The sequence below is a fragment of the Shewanella sp. VB17 genome, assembly GCF_013248905.1.
Lineage (GTDB): Bacteria > Pseudomonadota > Gammaproteobacteria > Enterobacterales > Shewanellaceae > Shewanella.
In genome coordinates, this window is record NZ_JABRVS010000001.1 from 4,770,943 (window position 1) to 4,789,901 (window position 18,959).

Below are 18,959 nucleotides of genomic sequence, written 5' to 3' on the forward strand. Positions count from 1 at the left end.
ATGTCAAATATCAATAACACTATGCTAACCTCTTTATCTCAGCCCTCAGATATAAGTCACCCACTTCAATCAGCAAGTCGATACCAACATATATCCTCTTCATCATCGACTGTAAATAGTACTCAACAAAACATGCTAGCACCGACAGGAAAAGCCAGCCCTTTTGAGAAAATAGCCCATACTACCCCAGATAAAATAGCAGAAGCTGACAAAAATAGACTGATAAAAAAAATACCAATGACATGCTTACCTGAACAACAGACAGTACATACTATACACCCAAAAGGAATAAATGCGCTCAATAACAAGCTTGATAATTTCGACAAAAAAAATGTTCAATTAGGTGAAGCTATGATCCTATCATCAGGAATAAATAGCGAAAAAGACCAGCAGCGTATGCTTGAGACTATCATTGAGGGAGCGAATAAATTTGCAGTCGTGACAACCTATGGCATTCGGCCTTTAGATAATGGCAAGCTATCAGCGACGATAAAATCACTTCTAAGCTCAATCGCTAACAAGCAAGACGATCCTAATTTTACTCTGGCTTTTTTATATAACAAAAGTACTTGGCAACAGAATTTAGTTGTAGGAAAACGTACTGCTATCAGCCAAAAAGATCCAAACCAATGGGATGAACTTGTTAAAGCTTACAATGAAGAAGTCACCAAGGAAGGAGGCAAAAAAATAGAAAATCTTAAATGCCGCGTGTTTTTTATTGCTGAAAAACCCTCTGGACTCACTGGATCACACCATAATAAATACTTGATTAATGATAATGGCATGATGGCCACTCTAGGCGCTAGTTTAGGCAATAAAACAAAATCACAATGGTTTGATAGTGGGGCTATCTTCCTCTCAAAACAGCTAGTGACATCGCAAAGAGATTATTTTCTAGATATGATGAAGAATCATGAAGGTCATATAGGTCAATTACAAATCTGTCCAGAGCAAGGCAGTGCTTCCCTTTTGCCATTTCCAGATGGCGAAGTGTTATCTGAGCATTTAAGTAATGTTGACATTAGCTCACCTTACGTAGAAAACACGCTCACTCCACCCATAAAAAAATTACTTGAAAACAAGCAATTTCAGCTTAACACTCCCTCGACTGAAGAAGTGCTCTGGCTGCAAAATGAAGGCAACACAACATTAAGCAGAACAGCCAAACCAATAGGTAAAGCCATTCAGCACATTTTTACATCAGCTCAAGCTGGTGACACCATTAAACTACGAAATTGCAGTATTAATGCTATTGAAGATTGGGGCTTAGATGCGCTTAAGAGAGGCGTTAACATTAACATTTTGGGGCCCGTTAATAAGTCAGATAGTGGGTTTTTTACTTCAATAGGCAAGATTAATTCAGCACTACAAGAAGAAAGCAAAATACATAACGCCACTGAATTAAATGATCAACTTGGGAAAATGCAAGTAAGTGTATTTAATCCTGTACAAGCCCTTAAAGATAAACACGATTTTAACCCTGGTGACTTAGGGGCCGTAGATCATGGCAAGGTATATATTTTAGATAAAGCAGATAGCCGAGATTCTATTATGATGACGGGCACGCACAACTTAGATGGACAATCATTTAAGCGTAGCAGAGAAAACATGCTGGTCATCAACCCTCAGTCCTCTAAATTAGACGATGCACTATTTAATCATATTTGGGATGCTTGCCCGACCTTAACTGAAAATGAATTATTAGAGTTAACCAATGAAGCGCAACGATATCATGGAATAAAAGCACAACCATTTTCAGTAGCACCGCTAGATATGTTTATGCAACCTCAAGTCCAAGGAATATCAACAGCATTAAGAGACAAACTGGGTATAAAGTAAGCCGCACTATAATCTATTTTTTATCAGTAAGAAGTAAAGCTAATTAGGTCATTGAGGCTACATAACATCAGCCATGTTTAGCGACTCACAACCTGACTAGATAGACCTCTCAATATTTGGCCTATTTTATCAAAAACGGCATCACACCCACTCACATTATGACGTTGCTGCAAGTATTCTGGTGAATGATAAGATAGCCAAACTTTACCCGTTTCATCTTGCCAAAATAGGGCTTTTTGAGGTAAATCTATGGCAGTTTCATCGACAGTATATGGACTCTCAACCGACACCATTCCCTCTGGCAATGCATTCCCAAAACTAAGACCGCTCATGCCTAAAGTAACAATTAAAGCCCCTAATAATTTTTTGTTCATCATCCCGTAATATGCTCAACCATAATAAATTGCTATATCAATAGACCAAGTTAACCACAAAAAATTTCAATCAATGTTATCAATGCCATTAATACGAGAATAATTAATGGCATGAATTCAAAAGTGCTAAAGTCTCACAGCGCGACCCATCTTAAATGGATATAAAACGTCGTTTTGGCGGTGCATGCATTAAGAAGTTTTGATGCGAAATATTCCATGCATAAGCCCCTGCATGAGTAAATACCAGATAATCTCCAACCGCAAGCTTATCCACATACTGTTGTTTAGCCAATACATCTTTAGGGGTGCATAACTGACCCACCAGCGTTACCCTTTGTTGTTCGAGGATTGGCGTTATCGTTGACACTAAGTCAAAGTCAAAAGTACGATCTTTTTCAGGATTAGCACTTAACTCGGAACCATTATTAACGTTATGGTGAGCCAATAACTCCGCTTGTGTCAGCACAAAAAAAGGATGATTATGATCTTGTGCTGCTGGGGTTCGAAAGTGGTGTGTACCACCATGTGCAATCGCAAACCATTGACCATGATTCTTTTTAATGTCTAGTACTTGCATCACATAGTAGCCCATCGCCGCCGTGACAAATCGGCCACATTCGAACCGTATTTTAACCTTCTCCATATCAGACTTTGTGATTAACACCTGAAGCTCTGCACAAAAACGTGACCAATCGAATACCTGCTGAGGATCGGCGTAATTAACCCCTATTCCTCCTCCAACATTCAACAATGGTAAATGTACATTATACCTTTGACACCAATTTTTAAACGTTGAGAAATATAACGCCATCAAATCGAGGTGGCGAGCAACATCTAGCTGGTGAGACATAAGGTGAAAATGAAAACCAACCAACTCAACTAAAGGTTTACCCGCCAATGTTGGCAAATCACCTATCAACGCCATGGCTGCATCTAATTCACACGCGTCGATACCAAATGGAGTTGGCTTGCCTCCCATCGTCAGGCGAGTTTCTGCTATCCCCTCTAACGAAATATTCATCCGTAATAAAATACGACAATGACGCTGCTTATGTTGACAGAGTGCACCTATCCGCTGTAATTCGGTTAAACTCTCAACGTGAATAGCATCCACATTAAGATCGATTGCTTGTGATAGCTCGCAGAGCAGTTTCCCAGGTCCGCCAAAAATCAATGGAACCTGAGGCTGACACTCATGTAACCAATTCAACTCTCCGCCGGAGGCAGCCTCAAACCCTTGAACTATAGGCGCTAACTTTGCCAATATTTCAGCTTCAGGATTGGCCTTAGCAGCATAGTAAAGTTCACAATTACTCGGCAATGCTGCGACCATAGCTGTAGCGTGTGATTGAAGTTCATCAAGATCATAAAGGTAAGCGCATAGCGGTGTTTGAGATGATTCTTCAGCTTTCAGGCTCAAAATAGTGTGAATAATATTATCCATTTCAGACTCCAGATGCTATAGGAGATGGCTGTAAATCAGTGCCAACGATAGCGAATGATTGTTCAGCTAAATTAGCCATGACTTCATTTTTCAACATTGCAAGAGGGTTGGTTAATTGCGTATAGCTCGACAAGCGATCCGCCTTCATAAACAATCGTGTACTCAAATTATTTTTAGCAGGGATCTTCTCACCCTGAAGTAAACCGACAAGCTCAGGTTCCTCGCCTTCTACCTGCTGCCATTGTTCAACTACATTTGCCAACAATTGCCAAAGCTCAGTCTCTAAAGCCCGATCTCCAGCTGCTAGGTGAAACATCGCTTCACTGACATTATTGATAAGGCTACAATAAGCAATTCTGCTCCAACCCAGCTCCCGGGTATAATAAACAGAAGATTTTGCCTCTTCAGACAAATCTGGCAGTGAACTACTTGGCCAGAACTCAGGCAGTAATTTGGTTCCCTCTAAATCTCTGAGCCAGATATAAGCCGGCATATCATCTTCAAAACCAATGACCGTATTTTGTAAATGAGGCTCAAAAGCCACCCCACGTTTGAAAAAGAAATAAAATATACTCGGTAACAGCACTTCAATATAAGCCCCGAACCATTGAACGACAGTCTGCTGGTAACTTTGCTGGCGACGCTTAGCAACTTCCCTCATCCTCATCTCACCAATGCTATCGCCTTGACTATCCCAAGCAAATAATGCACCAGCCATTTCAGGCTTATATTGCTCAAGTTGCGAAATAGATATCCCTTCTCTGTAGAGAATACCAAAACACTCTGACACCATAAGATGGTCAGATTGACTGACAGAAACACCATCTACATTCTCTAAAGCACTTAAATCCAATGTGCTTGCGCCGGGTTCGGCCATTAAAGAAAAATTGGGGCAATGAGCATAACCATCACTGGCTACTTTCATCAACACACGGCTTAGCGCTACAGCACTTTCAAGTTCGTACCAAGCATTTTTACGTACACAATTGGTTAAACGAACATGAATAGAAAACTTCATGAACTGATTAATATCAGGTATGTAAGTCGTTCTTACTGATGATGTAGGACAAACCTTTGCCCCCATTTCACCTAAAGGCTTAATCAAACCGAAAGCCATTGCCCGCTGAACTAAAGGCTGAGCTAATATGGTTTTCACCTCCCAAGGGTGACAAGGATAAAGACATACATTGCTTGGTTTAATACGGTCAATCCACTCCATAGGCTTGACATCTGTGCAATGCAGTTGTTTGATCAAACTGGGATCTACTTCAAACCAATATAGAGGGAAATTAGCCTGTATTTCTGGGGAACAAGCCAGCATGTCATCGAACGAAACACCATGACGACTCTTAGGTGATGGGTGCATCGCATGGCCCCACAACAAACTTTGTTCTGAACCAATAAGACTCTTTACTGCAGCATTCATATCAGTATTTAATACTAACCGATTCTTTTCATTCAACCTTTGCAAAAAAGCTTGCGTAACATTAATGCTATTGGCTATTTGCTCCTGTAATTCATGGTTAAATTGAGTATTTGTTAGTTTAGCCAAATGCTGAAGCATAAATTCAATGAGATGTTCAGTGCGACTAATTTGCCAAACACAGCCTAATTTTTTGAAATATATTGGGCTTGAAATACTCACTCGCCCCAGCAAGCTTACCCTATCAGCTATCAATAATAATACAGAGCCAGATTCTGGAAATCTGATCCGTACCTTTTGCTGTTCTTGTGTTAGCAGCAAAGACAGTGAAAGTGGACAATCTGGCAAAGCATCATCAAAATCGACCTCTTGGCGTACAATAGCAAACTCTCTCAAATAACAATTAAGCAAGCAGGCTATGGCATTGGACTCGGCTTGCTCTCTAAATACCTGAACACGATATTTGTCATCCTCTTGCTCAACTTTACTCTGCGATTGAATCTGCATCTTGTGCTACCTCTTTGAAAAAAAACATTAGCCCGACTAAGGCACAACCACAGCTTAATGCTGCAAGTAAAAATGGGAATGACAACCCCACTATTTGAGTCACACTGCTGGCACAGACACCGGCTGCCACACCAGCCCACTTACCCCAAGCATCAAAGCGTCCAAAGGACAAACCCGCATCACCATGTTGAATTCGATTGCTGACTATCAAATGTAAACCATTAAAAATAAGCACCATCCCCAGACCAAATAGCACTCTAAGCATCAGTAAATATGAACTTTCACTTAGTAAAAATTGCCCCAAACAAGATAAGCCAAACAGCGCAAGCCCTATTTGTGTCTGTAATTTGGCCGATAGGGTTAATGATTTAATATTAAAAGCAAACAGTAGATAGATAAGGTGTGGCAAACTGTAATAGAAGCCGCTTAATGCATCACCTTCAACTCCTAATTGTTCGCTGTAAGGCAGGAAGTAAGGGAAAGTCACCACCATGGCAAAACAGAAGAAAAATTGCAGCCAGAGTACCTGTGAAAAATCAGTACTTGGCACCGACTGAGTCATCGCACACTTCGAGGCTTTACTTACTGTATTTTCAGAAGACTCATCTTTAGGTAAACCACTACAAATGATCAAAGCCAATACGGGAAGCACGGCTAACATTCGGTAAATGATTAGAGGATCGTCTATATGAGTAAACAAACCTAAAATGATTGGTGCAGAGACCAATGCTAATCGCGCCGAACTTTGCGTTAAATTAAGACTATTGGCCAAGGCTTTGCCCTGATAAAAACGACTCAGATATGCATTTGATGCCGCCAGCGTACCGCCACTGACCCCTTGCACCACTAAACCTAGAGCAAATAATGGCACTGAATCCGCAAAACCTGACAACAAGAAGCCGACAGTTAAGCCTATTTGCGCCCTTAATAACGAGGTCTTCTTACCGTATTTATCAGCAAATCTCCCCCACCAAGGAGCCGTTAATGCGGTGCAGATAGTAGGCACTATAAACATGAGTCCCACTAAATAGCCGGACTCATCAGCGCCTAAACTGGCTAGCATTCTAGGTAGAAAAAGTGGCATTCCTAGGGCAGTAAAAGCTGTCAGAAAATGGCAAAACAACACCACAGCAATGACTTTCATGCCACTACCTCATCTAATGCCAACACTTGGCTATCTATCAAGGGCGACGCTTGTTCACAAAAAGACGCCAGTAAAAAATTCGGCGCACTTTGACCGTAAAACTTATTAACATCACTTGCGCCCGATTGTGCCTTACTCAGTAAACTGCCAGAACAGAGTAAATATTTCACCGGTAATTTAGCTTGCACCAGTAAATAATGATGCGCGTAATCCGTTGCTATACCTTCCTCTTTCAGTGCGTTAAGCTCTCTGATTAAAACGCTACGTAATTCAGCATATAAAGGTCGAACCTGTGCTATCCCAGATGCTGCCATCGCTTCTATAATCGCAGCGATATCAAGTTGCAATGTGATCGTAGTAAACATCTGCGCAAGAGCTTCATCATCACTCACAAGGATTCTCTGGTCGATCAGTGCTTTAGGACTGTTTTCAGCCAGAACAGAGGTGGGTAAACTAGCCTCATAACGACTGGCTAATAACCTCGCAGAATCATTATCTTTCATCACCAAAGACAAATTCCCATCTTGACGGTAAGCCAAGATAGCATTTTGCTGGTTTGACTCTAATGCGATGCCATACTTAAGCCACAAACGCAGATGAACCTTAAGCATTAACTCTAAATATTCACTAAACCAACGCCGCCATTGCCCCTGATAATACCTGTCCGCTAGATGCATTAAATATAAGCGACCATCAGGCATGAGACTCGCCAACGCAGCAACTGGAACCAACAACTTATCTTGCATCGTAGACGGATAGCGGCGCACAATATAAGCACAAAGTTTATTGTCTCCAAGGTGACCCCCATGTTGCTCATCAACATGTTCGATACGATCGCCAAGTACTGGATCGACTCGTGCAATCGCCGTCAAAGCACACTCGAACCAATGGCCGTCATACAAGGTACTTGGCTTAATAGAACGAATATTTTTAGCGCCTAACGTCGCCATTAATAACGGCACCTTGATATGTATACCTGGTGAACGAACCAATGCTAATGTACGGACCGATAGACTAGCCTGCACTGTTAATGCCGACTTAGGCGCAATGATAACGCCTTCTAGACAGTCATCTACACTCTTGAGGGTTAGCGGATGCAGGGGAAACAAGTCATGAGTGTGTGTCAATGACTCATCCAAGCCAACGTCACTCATACTCGGCCAACACTCAGGAACGTTAGAAGTTAACGTGACCATATCCTTAGCAATAGCCAACCAATTAAGCTCAAATTGGTTGGCAAATTCAGGAGCATATAATGTCAATGCTTGTGTATCAAAGCCCACCTTAGCCCGTGCAGTCGGATAATAAGGATGATCTAAATAAGCGGCCACCTGATCGCTAAACATCAAACTTTCCTGCCAATCTCCAATCTCACTTAATGGCACACAGAGCTCATCCCTCTTAGCATTAAATGCTTGCCTACAGATCATTCTATGCGCAGCAGCACAATCCGCTTCTTGAATATAATTGATAAATAATGCTTTAGATTCTGCCGACAAATCAGTTGATAGACAGGTTAACCAAGCTTGATACCCTCGTTGATAAAATGTGGCATCAGTGGTACTGATAACATTCTGGCTGAGCCAGACATCTGACACTGCACGCCACTCTTGCATATAATGACTAGCCACAACAGGCACATAGATAACTCCTGTATGCAGATGACTCACCTTAAGCCAAGCTTGAGGTATGGCATCATGCCAGTACTCGATTAAATCGACTGGCAGTGAAGTGACAATCTCACCTTTAGAGACAATCTCACACACATTCTCTCTAAGACATGCGTCAATAATTCGCTGGGTAATGTATTGTTCGGCTGTAGGCATTAGTTAAACTCCCACTGTAAGTCTTGTGAAATGGTATCAGCAGCAGCCTCTAAGCTCGCTAAATCTTCTCCCCACAGTATTAATTCACCGAGATAATCTTTATTTGAATGGCTAATTTTTATACGATCACCTATCGATTTAATTGAAAGGTATCTCACTTGATGACTCAATAATTCGAGAGAAAATGAACCTGAACAACTGATGATATCTCCCTCTTGCTTAGCTGGAAAATAGCGAATAATTGCATGAGGAGTTTGTGTATCTAATGAAGGTAGAGATTCACCACTATGTAGTAATAAAATCATCTCGAACCAATCGAAACTAAGTAGCTCATTGAGTAAAAACTCTCGACCATCCCCTATACTCCGATAATTAATCTCCACGAGTACGGGCCCATTTTTGGTTAATATAAACTCGCTATGGCATACACCAAAATTAATGCCAAAATCGTCTATCTGAGCCAAGGACTGCTCAAGGTATTGAGTACAAATAGGGCCATTCCAACTCGCTTGAGTTTCAATAAAATATGGCAGTTCAGACAAAGAGACATCAAAACCACCGATAGCACACAAGTGTTGTCCGTCGCCTAATGTTTCTACGGTAAATAAAGGGCCTTCAAGGTAGGATTCGAGTAAAATAACACTATCTGAAACACCAAATTTAGCTGCGTAAGCAGACAGTTCAGCCAAATTACGACACAAGACAACATCCATACTCGCCACCCCTTCACGAGGTTTAACAACCAAAGGGAAAGGAATATTTTCAGGTAAACTCTCACCGATACACCAACTAAAAGACCATACACTGGGAAGGTTAAGTTCAAGCAATTTGGTCCGCATAGCAGCTTTATTTTTTGCTTGATAGCACAGTTCCCAATCCTTGCCCGGACAGGAAAAATACTCGGCAACCATGGCCGTCGATGCTTGCAGATGATCACTATTAGAAAAAACCACATAAGGAAATACATCTAAAGTATGTAAGCGTTCGATCACAGCTAAAGGATTAAATACATCACATTCGATAATATGATCCGGACACATCTCCCGGCCAGAAAAATATTGCTTATGTGCTAAACCATGATCAGTTAACAGCCACACTTCGTAGCCCAGTTTTTTAGCTGCCGGTATAAAACCTTCCACCACGGCGCGGTTTTCAACATGTGTAATTAAAACCAATTTAGGTTTCATAACTTAAGCCCCCTTATTTATACCAAGTAGTCACTCATATTCATTAAATCTAAATCCTCTTAATCAATAGCACTAAAGAATTAGATCCATCATTGAACGGACAACAATTTAAACGATAACGATTATCATTTAAACAAGGTTTACATTTAGGAACTTAATGTATAAAAATAGATAACGAAATGATAATCAACTGAAATTAATAGTTATTTATTAGCTAGCCAACAATAATATGATGATAGAAAAATGAGAGGTAAATTTGTATATAACAAAAAGCTTGACCAATAAACACAAATGAGAATAATTATCACTTCATTGATACTAAGATGTAATGATCATGATGCTGACTGAAAATTCACTCAAATTAAAACTCATCAAGCAAGACGCTGTATTTGGGATATTGAACTCAATCCCCTCTCCCGTCATCTGTGAAATGTTTGCTTATGCCGGATTTGATTTCGCCGTTCTGGATACTGAACATGTCCTGATCTCTGATGAAGATTTAGCCCATTGCATTCGTGCTGCTGACTGCTCAGGCCTACCACTTTTGGTCAGAGTCGCCGATGCTAACTCAGCAACCATTGGAAAAATATTAGATGCTGGCGCAGCGGGTATCGTGGTATCTCGAGTATCAAGTGTAGCAATGGCCAAACAAGTCATTTCAGCAGCCAAATATCCACCATTAGGTCGTCGTGGAATAACCGGTGGCCGTAATACAGGCTTCGGGACGATTCCTTTGCAAGATTATGTCGACTTAGCTAACAGCGAAACCTTAGTTTGCCTAATGATTGAATGTGCTAATGGCATGGCATCACTGCCTGAAATAGTTGAATTAGAACATATTGATATGATTATAGAAGGGGCGCTAGATTTAAGTTTGTCGCTCGGCTATGGCACACAAGTGACTCATCAAAATGTCCAAGCACAAATCCATAAAATGGCGCAACTTTGCCAAGCAAAAAACATCCCATTTTGCGCCATTCCGCGAACACCTGAACAGCAAGTCAGCTGGCGTCAAAAAGGCACTCAAGCATTTTTGATAGGTGAAGATCGCGGGATGATTTTTAAAAGCTTAAAAAACCAACTTGAAACAATAAAAAAGACCAAATAAAACCTAGGGACAATGTATGTTAAACGAAAAAAATATCTTCACCTTTACCACGTTAGCCGTGGCCATATCGAGCAGTCTCATCAGTGCTACCGTTATTGCCAAAGAGGCAGAAAAAGAGCAAAAAACGGAAACAATTGTTGTTACTGGTAGCCTATTGGGTAATTCTGAAATTGCCGATCTAAAAACCTACACTGGTAACCGCTCCATCATCACTTCAGATCAAATAGAGCGCACAGCAGCACGCTCTATCGATACCGCACTGCAACAAGTCCCCGGCATCAAGATTAAAGATGAAACCGGCACCGGCGTGTTACCGAATATCTCGGTTCGAGGTTTAGATAGCAGTCGAAGTGGCTATGCCCAAATATTGCTCGATGGGATCCCGATGACACTCGCGCCATACGGACACACGGGGCAATCATTGTTTCCGGCGACCCTGTTTATGATAGACAGAATTGATGTTGCCCGCGGTGGCGCATCCATTCAATACGGCCCTAATAACGTTGGTGGTGTAATCAATCTTATTTCAAAGCCTATCTCCACCGATTGGGAAACCAGCATCAACGAACGCATCACTTTCTTTGGCAGCAACCAAAACTTATTTGATACCAATATCAGTACTGGTGGTGCCGTCAATGATGACTTTTCCATGCGTATAGACGGTAATTTCACTAAAGGTGACTCGTTCAGAGAACATTCAGCCACTGACGTTAAAAACCTGATGCTGAAAACCGTGTGGAATATCGACGAACAAAATAGCCTAGACACCACATTACAATATTATGACGCCTTCTCTGAACTGCCTGGCGCATTAAATACGCCAGCTTATGAGGCTGATCGGACCCAATCTCTTCGCCCTAATGATCAGTATAACGGTGATACGAAACGCGCCTCACTGAAATATACCCATGTACTCGATGATTCAGACATTATCGATTACGGTGAATTTGACATCACCACATTTGGTCACCAGAGCTCGCGTACTTTCCAATGGGATTACTACGATGAAAACTCAGATACTGATGGTAACTTAGGCACACATTGGGCCGATACCACCCAAGAGGCTACCCACCTACGAAATTCACCACGTGAATTCACAGTGTTCGGTATCGAGCCTAAAACCAGTTTGCTTATCGATGGTGACATTAGCCAACACATTATCGCTGGGGTGCGTTACGTTAACGAAGATATCAGCTACCAACTCAATCACATGAACAAATCAACACTCGAAACAACTCGCCTACGAGATTGGCACATGGACACCAATGCCATGGCCTATTACATTAGTAATAAAGTCGGTTTCTTCGACGACAGGTTATCTGTCACACCCGGGCTAAGGTATGAAGATGTGCGCATGACCTTTACCAATAGAGGTGACAATTATAGCCAAGATAACCATGTCCAAGAGTGGCTTCCTGGTCTCAGCTTAGGCTATGAGTTTAGCGATAGCTGGTTCGCCTATGCCAATGCCCAACGTTCACTTAGAACGCCGCAAATTGCAGACTTAAGGCGCCAAGGTCAAACACCTGAATCAGAATTATCTTGGAATTATGAAACAGGAGTTCGTTTCACCCCAACAGAGCGAAGTAGCCTAAATCTGGCCTTATATCGCATCGATTTCACCGATAAATCAGAATACGACAAAAATATAAATATGTTCATTAACATAGGTAAAACCCGTAATCAGGGTATCGAGCTAGAGGGCACTTATTCTCCCCTATCTTTGCCTGATCTCACCTTAACCGCCGCATATAACTATCTTGATACCGAGCAGCTTGATGGGGAATTTGCCGGAAATCAATTGCCTTATGTCTCCAAACATCAACTTTCAGCCAGTGCCCTGTATAGCATTCAAAATATTGACCTAGGATTACTCGCCTATTATTACAGCGGATCCTTTGCCGATTTGGCCAACACGGTTGAAGAAAATGCCTCGGGCACTGCCGGAGAAATCCCCGCTTACACTGTGGTCAACTTCAACGTGAGTACTGAGCTGTTCAAGCAAAATAGTCACGGATTGAAAGTCGGTTTATCGGTTAACAATCTATTTGATAACGAATACTACTTTAGAGGATTAGATGTTTCTCCAGCCGGTCGTGTACCTGCACCTGGTCGCTCATTTAGCTTAGATCTAGGTTACACATTCTAATGATAGCGATTGTATAAGCCAGTGGATTAGATACATGACGAATATAGCTTTAATCTTACGTTGAAGCTATTTTTTATACATTCTCGAACAAACCTTTCAACTAGATCTGAGAATATTATAGCTTTAGGGTATCAAGTTAATGATATGGCTAACCAATCGCGTACTGTCAAACCACTGTAATAACGACAGAAGCATCAACCACAATCAATAATAAAAGAGGCTAGTAATAGCCTCTCTCTAATATTGTTAGATCTCAGTAATAAGCGACAAGGGATCTACTCTTCATCACTAAGAATGATTAATAGTCTCAAACCTTATTTAGAAATCACTGATATGCTAGATTTCAGTATTAATCAGTTATTTTCCATTAAAAAAAATGAGCGATTAAATAGTGACAATCAGAAACAAGTGACTGGATTAAAGTAGCACTTTGGATACCATACATCACCACTATCAGCTACAGCCTGTGTCGTTGACATTGATGTTAGCAGGGTGGCAATAAGTACGAGTGTTTTCATTAAAGTTTATCCTTATTATTATATTATTTATTTTGTTTTATTTATATTTCAAGTGGAACTTATTTAACGCAAATCATCAAAATTCAGTCTAGATACTCTTCACCAATGATGTATTTCATAAAAAGTGACCACAACCATCTTTGCTAACTTGCGTAGGAATGAATACTAAAACAAATCAAGGAATATAACATACTAAAAACAGTTGTTTATTTTTAGTTAACAGACAAATATAGTATCAATAAAATACCTAAATATTCATTTTTTCCCCCCAAGCGCTCGTATTATATCCCGCCAAGAAAGTATGCCAACAGGTACATCATCATTGTTGGTTATCGGAATGCACGATATATTATTGTTATTAAATACTTCAATAGCACTAAGCACGGTAGCATTTTCATTAATTGCTATGGGTTTTCTCGTCATTATTTGATGAGCCTTTTTTTTAAGACAAGCTATATCTTTAGTTGTAGCAGCGATGCTATCCACAGCGGGGCTGAGTGATTTGAGTAGATCCCGATCTGAAATAATACCGAATAGCCGTTTATCTTCTAGTACCAATAAATGATGAAATCCCGTTTTTTCAAATAAACTTTTAATTTTACTAAGAGAATCATCCATTTCCACTGTAACAACATTTTTACTCATTAATTCACTAATTCTCATAATTTTCTCGAGTAGCACAAGGCATGAATACTTAGCTAACGACCATGATTCAGGTGTTAAGTGCGATTCAATGAACAAGATTGATTAACATATTGTTATGCTAACTAAACGGCTTGAATTCCATGAGGACATGTTCACCATCTCTTCTACCAATAGTCCAGTAGCCATCATCATTTTCAATTAATCCGGTTTCCATTAACCCTGTTTGTATCAATTTCATAATCATATCAGGGTCTTTAACTGGATAAAATGTCATATCACCTTTTTCCAATTGTTCACAATATCCTGTTGATATTTGAATCAGTTCATCCACATCAATATCCAGTTCTATTTTCATATTTATTCTCCATGATTAAAACCATGATTGTCTAACCTAACACCTAAAAAATAAATTACTTATTTAACAATGGCTTATCTAAAAAAATAAAAACATACTACATGAACATATAGCACAAATTAGTGAACACTACCGTATGTTCAAATAACATGCCCATTTCTATCGCCGAGAAAGCATCTTGAAACATGACAGCCTCAGATGAGACCTTATGCAACATGTGATGTGTAGCAGACCAATATATAAATTACTTTTAAATCATAATGATACATTAAAAACAACATTAAACATGTACTTAACTCTGATGATAAACCTCCAAAATGGTGACTGTTGTCAACTCTCTCTTAATGACTTTAAAGTATTCAGTCTAATACCAAATAAAATGACCACTTTATGTATTTATAATCGATTAACAGAGACAAAAACTGGATTATCCGTCTATGCTTATAACAATGAAAATAAGCATACTTTTAATAAACATAAATTTTTGAGCTAAAAGCTCTATTTAGTCACATAAAAAAGGTTTTATGAAGTCACTTACAAGACAATTTATTCATAGCCCTATGGGGTTGAAGCTAACGCTATCAATTATTGTTTTTAGCTTATTAATCACATTATTAGCTGCTGGATTGCAACTTATGAGTGACTATAAAAGCGATGTCAACAGAATCGATTGGCAATTAAAAAACATAGAAAAAGTTAATCTAGACGTGCTAGCGGCCAGCCTTTGGGTTATTGATGAACGCCTGATAAACCTTCAACTCAATGCCCTTATCCAACTACCGGATATTAGTTATATTTCAATTAATGATGATGGCGGTCAAAGGTGGGCGGCAGGGGAAAAGTTACCTACAGATACGATAGAAAAGTCATTTATACTCACCTATAATGCGGGAAAAGATAGGGTACCTGTTGGAGTTTTACATGTACAGGCTGATCTAAAAAATATACACAATAATCTACAAAATCACGCCATGATTGCCTTACTTTATAATGCCATTAAAGTTTCTATTCTCATCGGATTTATACTATTCCTAGCTTGGCTAATGGTGACAAAAAATCTACAAAATATAATTCGATACTGCAAAAAGATTGATCTTAACGATGGGAATAAGCAACAAGAATAGCTTTTAACTAACGAGCTATCAGGTTGATACAAGATTAAACAGCCCCTAGTAATAGACACAAAGGGGAGCTGACAATGCCATGCTCCAATTTGATAATCGTTTTAGATAAGGTAATCGAGCCCTAAAGCAGTAAACAAACTTAATCCCGCCCAATTATTATTAAGAAAAGCCTTAAAACAAAGACTGCGCGATCTGCCATAAATAAGCTTCTGTTGGTAGAGGCCTAAAACAACAAATGCAAGAATACCTAACGCATAAACCCAACCCCGTTCAGCAACTAAACCTGCAATAATAAAACACGCTAATGCCCCCAACTGAAAGAGCCCAATGATCTGACGATCATATTGGCCAAATAAAATGGCAGTAGATTTTATGCCCACTTTTAGATCGTCATCTCTATCGACCATGGCATACATGGTGTCATACGCTACCGTCCAACTCCAATTGGCGGCAAACAACCACCAAGCTGCATTTGGCACCTCACCCGTTTGTGCCGCATAAGCCATAGGGATTGACCAACTCCAAGCGACTCCGAGAAACATCTGCGGCATATTGGTGAAACGCTTAGTAAAAGGATAAATAATGGTCAAAACTATCCCTACAAAAGCAAGTTTAATAACAAGTTCATTAAGTTGTAATACTAAACAAAATGCAATTAACGCCAATACAGCAAACAAAATTAATGCCTCTTTAGCACTCACCTCACCACTGGCTAATGGCCTAGATTTAGTACGTTCAACATGAGCATCCAAATCCCTATCAGCATAATCATTAATGATATCACCACAGGCTCGCATCACGCCCACGCCAATAATAAAAATCACTAACACCTTAACATCGGGCATACCACCGGCGGCGAATAATAGTGCCATCATGCATGGCCATAACAGTAAATATGTCCCTATTGGACGATCCATACGGGATAGGCGCATATAAGCATCTAACTTTCCCTTTAAAACACTCATCATTGAAAACGTACCTTTAACTCTTCTAAAATAGCTCGATGGTTGTGATAATTGCTATTCATTACATCAAGCTGTAGCCGCGTTCTAGCAGGTTTCTAATCTCGCATAAGCAAGTACTAACCACTTACTGCCCACATCTAGAAAATGAACTTGTACCCTTGCTTGAGAACCACTTCCTTCAGTACTAGTAACCTTACCTTCACCAAACTTAGGATGCATAACACCCTGGCCTAGTTTAAAACCAGTGTCATTAACCACAGCCGAACGAGTAAATGAAGGCTGAGCTCGGGCAGGTGCATTGACATTGGTCTTCAAGCGGATCTCTTCCACATGCTCTGGCGGGATCTCCTTGATAAAGCGGGACGGCTTAGCAAAGTTTTCACGCCCATAAATACGCCGAGTTTCGGCATAAGAGATGTAAAGTTTTTCCATTGCGCGTGTCATCCCTACATAACACAAACGTCTCTCCTCATCGAGCCTATCGCCCTCATCCATCGCCATCTGACTTGGAAATATTCCCTCTTCGACACCCGACATAAAGACCACAGGAAACTCAAGTCCCTTAGCTGAATGTAGGGTCATTAACTGCACCGCATCAGTAAACGCATCGGCCTGACCTTCACCCGACTCTAGTGCTGCATGGGATAAAAAAGCATTCAGCTCTCCCATATCATCGCTTTCTTCTGGCATGATAAAGGTGCGGGCCGCCGTCACCAGTTCATCGAGGTTCTCAACACGTGATTGAGCCTTCTCCCCTTTTTCAGATTCATACATCGCTTTAAGACCTGACACCTTAATCACATGATCTGTGGTGCGATGCAAAGTCATGTCTTCGGTATCTTGTTGCATTTCAACAATCAAATCCATAAAGCTATTGACTGCATTTGCGGCGCGCCCATTGAGTAGTTTTTCTTCCATGGCACGTAAACAGGTTTGCCACAACGTCAGCTTTTGCTGACGAGCGGTTGAGCGCAATATGTCTAAAGTACGACCGCCGATCCCGCGAGCTGGCGTATTAACCACACGCTCAAACGCCGCATCATCGTCTTTGTTATTAATAAGACGCAAATAGCTCATTGCGTCTTTAATCTCTTGCCGTTCAAAGAAACGTAGTCCACCATAAATTCGATAGGAAAGTCCCTTATGCAACAAGGCTTCCTCTAACACACGAGATTGAGCATTCGAGCGGTACAAAATCGCACACTTACTCAAATCCCCTCCCATATCATGCCAATCACCAATACGGCCAACGATAAATCTCGCCTCATCCATTTCGTTAAAAGCGCAGTAAATAGAGATAGGCTCACCATCTTTATCTTCGGTCCACAGCTTCTTGCCTAATCGTTCAGGATTATGAGCGATAAGCGCATTCGAGGCGTTAAGAATATGCCCTGTAGAACGATAATTTTGCTCAAGACGAATGGTACTAGCTTGCGGAAAATCTTTGAGGAATTTGTGCAAATTCTCTACTTGGGCACCACGCCAGCCATAGATAGACTGATCGTCATCACCGACAATCATCACCTTAGCCGTGTCTCCGGCTAATACTCGGATCCAAGCATATTGAATGGCGTTAGTATCCTGAAACTCGTCCACTAAAATATTGTTAAATCTGTCTTGATAATGTTTCAGCACATGAGGCTTATTAAGCCAGAGCTCGTGGGCACGCAGTAAAATTTCGGCAAAATCGACTAAACCTGCACGATCACAAGACTCTTGATAGATTTGATAAATTTGCAGCAAAGTCTGCTCAATAGGAAAACCTCCAGCATCAATATGCTTAGGTCGTAGCCCCAGATCTTTCTTACCATTAATATAACCTTGAGCCTGACGAGGGGGATATTGCTTTTCGTCTAAGTGTAAACTTTTAAGGATACGTTTAATCAATCTTAACTGATCATCTGAATCAATGATCTGAAATGTCTGAGGCAAATTAGCGTCTTGATAATGAGTACGCAGCAGGCGATGGGCTAAACCGTGAAAGGTGCCAATCCACATACGTCCCATATTGCTTTCACTGACTTTTTCAACGCGTTCTCGCATTTCAGCAGCGGCTTTATTGGTAAAGGTAACCGCAAGAATAGAGTATGGACTTTGCTGTTCAACCTGCATCAACCAAGCAATTCTATGGGTTAATACCCGAGTCTTGCCACTACCCGCTCCCGCCAACACCAACATACTTGATTGCGGTGCACCTACGGCTTCGCGTTGTTTATCATTCAGGCCGTCAAGTAAAGAAGATACGTCCATTATTGCCTCCAAAAAATCGAAGAGGCAGTATAGCACAAGGTTGCTGTTGGTCATCTTCTAGGTATAAATTTAACCCGTTAGCTCAAGTAAGCAAAGAGGTT

At 40.7% G+C, this 18,959-nt stretch carries 14 protein-coding genes; 4 read left to right on the forward strand and 10 right to left on the reverse strand.

Annotated features, from left to right (window positions below):
- A complete protein-coding gene (locus tag HQQ94_RS20540) occupies positions 1 to 1,839 on the forward strand; it encodes a phospholipase D-like domain-containing protein (RefSeq protein WP_173296165.1) in 1,839 nt (612 codons plus the stop codon).
- Between the two features lie 77 nt (positions 1,840 to 1,916).
- On the opposite strand, the gene HQQ94_RS22380 is transcribed toward HQQ94_RS20540, so the two are convergent.
- The 6 genes from HQQ94_RS22380 to HQQ94_RS20570 form a co-directional block, all read right to left on the reverse strand.
- A complete protein-coding gene (locus tag HQQ94_RS22380) occupies positions 1,917 to 2,216 on the reverse strand; it encodes a hypothetical protein (RefSeq protein WP_217274083.1) in 300 nt (99 codons plus the stop codon).
- A gap of 148 nt (positions 2,217 to 2,364) precedes the next feature.
- Positions 2,365 to 3,657, reverse strand: a complete 1,293-nt coding sequence (locus HQQ94_RS20550; RefSeq protein WP_173296166.1) for a type III PLP-dependent enzyme — start codon at positions 3,655 to 3,657, stop codon at positions 2,365 to 2,367.
- 1 nt (position 3,658) lies between these two features.
- The gene (locus HQQ94_RS20555; RefSeq protein ID WP_173296167.1) at positions 3,659 to 5,587 is read right to left on the reverse strand and encodes an IucA/IucC family siderophore biosynthesis protein; all 1,929 of its coding nucleotides are present in this window, start codon (positions 5,585 to 5,587) and stop codon (positions 3,659 to 3,661) included.
- The gene (locus HQQ94_RS20560; protein ID WP_173296168.1) at positions 5,565 to 6,731 is read right to left on the reverse strand and encodes an MFS transporter; all 1,167 of its coding nucleotides are present in this window, start codon (positions 6,729 to 6,731) and stop codon (positions 5,565 to 5,567) included. Before HQQ94_RS20560 ends, HQQ94_RS20555 begins: the two co-directional genes overlap by 23 nt.
- Entirely contained in the window at positions 6,728 to 8,557 is a 1,830-nt protein-coding gene (locus HQQ94_RS20565) for an IucA/IucC family protein (RefSeq protein ID WP_173296170.1), read from the reverse strand. The genes HQQ94_RS20560 and HQQ94_RS20565 overlap by 4 nt, the downstream gene beginning before the upstream one ends.
- Positions 8,557 to 9,744: an ATP-grasp domain-containing protein gene (locus HQQ94_RS20570; protein WP_173296172.1), complete on the reverse strand. Its 1,188-nt coding sequence runs from the start codon at positions 9,742 to 9,744 to the stop codon at positions 8,557 to 8,559. The genes HQQ94_RS20565 and HQQ94_RS20570 overlap by 1 nt, the downstream gene beginning before the upstream one ends.
- A 334-nt stretch (positions 9,745 to 10,078) precedes the next feature.
- Between HQQ94_RS20570 and HQQ94_RS20575 the strand changes: the two genes are divergently transcribed.
- Entirely contained in the window at positions 10,079 to 10,852 is a 774-nt protein-coding gene (locus HQQ94_RS20575) for an HpcH/HpaI aldolase/citrate lyase family protein (RefSeq protein ID WP_217274084.1), read from the forward strand.
- Positions 10,853 to 10,868: 16 nt separating this feature from the next.
- On the forward strand, positions 10,869 to 13,001 hold the full coding sequence (locus HQQ94_RS20580; RefSeq protein WP_173296173.1) for a TonB-dependent siderophore receptor: 2,133 nt from the start codon (positions 10,869 to 10,871) through the stop codon (positions 12,999 to 13,001).
- Between the two features lie 773 nt (positions 13,002 to 13,774).
- Here HQQ94_RS20580 and HQQ94_RS20585 read toward each other — a convergent pair.
- The gene (locus HQQ94_RS20585) at positions 13,775 to 14,182 is read right to left on the reverse strand and encodes a CBS domain-containing protein (RefSeq protein ID WP_173296174.1); all 408 of its coding nucleotides are present in this window, start codon (positions 14,180 to 14,182) and stop codon (positions 13,775 to 13,777) included.
- Between the two features lie 100 nt (positions 14,183 to 14,282).
- Positions 14,283 to 14,519 carry a hypothetical protein gene (locus tag HQQ94_RS20590; RefSeq protein WP_173296175.1) on the reverse strand — a complete coding sequence of 79 codons (237 nt, stop codon included), beginning with the start codon at positions 14,517 to 14,519 and terminating at the stop codon, positions 14,283 to 14,285.
- 524 nt (positions 14,520 to 15,043) lie between these two features.
- Here HQQ94_RS20590 and HQQ94_RS20595 point away from each other — a divergent pair.
- The gene (locus tag HQQ94_RS20595) at positions 15,044 to 15,643 is read left to right on the forward strand and encodes a hypothetical protein (protein WP_173296176.1); all 600 of its coding nucleotides are present in this window, start codon (positions 15,044 to 15,046) and stop codon (positions 15,641 to 15,643) included.
- A gap of 101 nt (positions 15,644 to 15,744) precedes the next feature.
- On the opposite strand, the gene ubiA is transcribed toward HQQ94_RS20595, so the two are convergent.
- Both ubiA and uvrD read right to left on the reverse strand, forming a co-directional pair.
- On the reverse strand, positions 15,745 to 16,608 hold the full coding sequence (gene ubiA, locus HQQ94_RS20600; RefSeq protein ID WP_173296746.1) for a 4-hydroxybenzoate octaprenyltransferase: 864 nt from the start codon (positions 16,606 to 16,608) through the stop codon (positions 15,745 to 15,747).
- A gap of 84 nt (positions 16,609 to 16,692) precedes the next feature.
- Positions 16,693 to 18,858, reverse strand: a complete 2,166-nt coding sequence (gene uvrD / locus HQQ94_RS20605) for a DNA helicase II (protein ID WP_173296177.1) — start codon at positions 18,856 to 18,858, stop codon at positions 16,693 to 16,695.
- Positions 18,859 to 18,959: the final 101 nt, after the last annotated feature.

Excerpts from the sequence above, each read along its gene's own strand:
- HQQ94_RS20580 (WP_173296173.1), top strand. The coding sequence starts at position 10,869 with ATGTTAAACGAAAAAAATATCTTCACCTTTACCACGTTAGCCGTGGCC.
- HQQ94_RS20565 (WP_173296170.1), bottom strand. The coding sequence starts at position 8,557 with ATGCCTACAGCCGAACAATACATTACCCAGCGAATTATTGACGCATGT.
- HQQ94_RS20570 (WP_173296172.1), bottom strand. The coding sequence starts at position 9,744 with ATGAAACCTAAATTGGTTTTAATTACACATGTTGAAAACCGCGCCGTG.
- HQQ94_RS20585 (WP_173296174.1), bottom strand. The coding sequence starts at position 14,182 with ATGAGAATTAGTGAATTAATGAGTAAAAATGTTGTTACAGTGGAAATG.
- HQQ94_RS20550 (WP_173296166.1), bottom strand. The coding sequence starts at position 3,657 with ATGGATAATATTATTCACACTATTTTGAGCCTGAAAGCTGAAGAATCA.
- ubiA (WP_173296746.1), bottom strand. The coding sequence starts at position 16,608 with ATGAGTGTTTTAAAGGGAAAGTTAGATGCTTATATGCGCCTATCCCGT.
- HQQ94_RS20555 (WP_173296167.1), bottom strand. The coding sequence starts at position 5,587 with ATGCAGATTCAATCGCAGAGTAAAGTTGAGCAAGAGGATGACAAATAT.
- HQQ94_RS22380 (WP_217274083.1), bottom strand. The coding sequence starts at position 2,216 with ATGATGAACAAAAAATTATTAGGGGCTTTAATTGTTACTTTAGGCATG.
- HQQ94_RS20595 (WP_173296176.1), top strand. The coding sequence starts at position 15,044 with ATGAAGTCACTTACAAGACAATTTATTCATAGCCCTATGGGGTTGAAG.
- uvrD (WP_173296177.1), bottom strand. The coding sequence starts at position 18,858 with ATGGACGTATCTTCTTTACTTGACGGCCTGAATGATAAACAACGCGAA.
- HQQ94_RS20560 (WP_173296168.1), bottom strand. The coding sequence starts at position 6,731 with ATGAAAGTCATTGCTGTGGTGTTGTTTTGCCATTTTCTGACAGCTTTT.
- HQQ94_RS20590 (WP_173296175.1), bottom strand. The coding sequence starts at position 14,519 with ATGAAAATAGAACTGGATATTGATGTGGATGAACTGATTCAAATATCA.
- HQQ94_RS20540 (WP_173296165.1), top strand. The coding sequence starts at position 1 with ATGTCAAATATCAATAACACTATGCTAACCTCTTTATCTCAGCCCTCA.
- HQQ94_RS20575 (WP_217274084.1), top strand. The coding sequence starts at position 10,079 with ATGATGCTGACTGAAAATTCACTCAAATTAAAACTCATCAAGCAAGAC.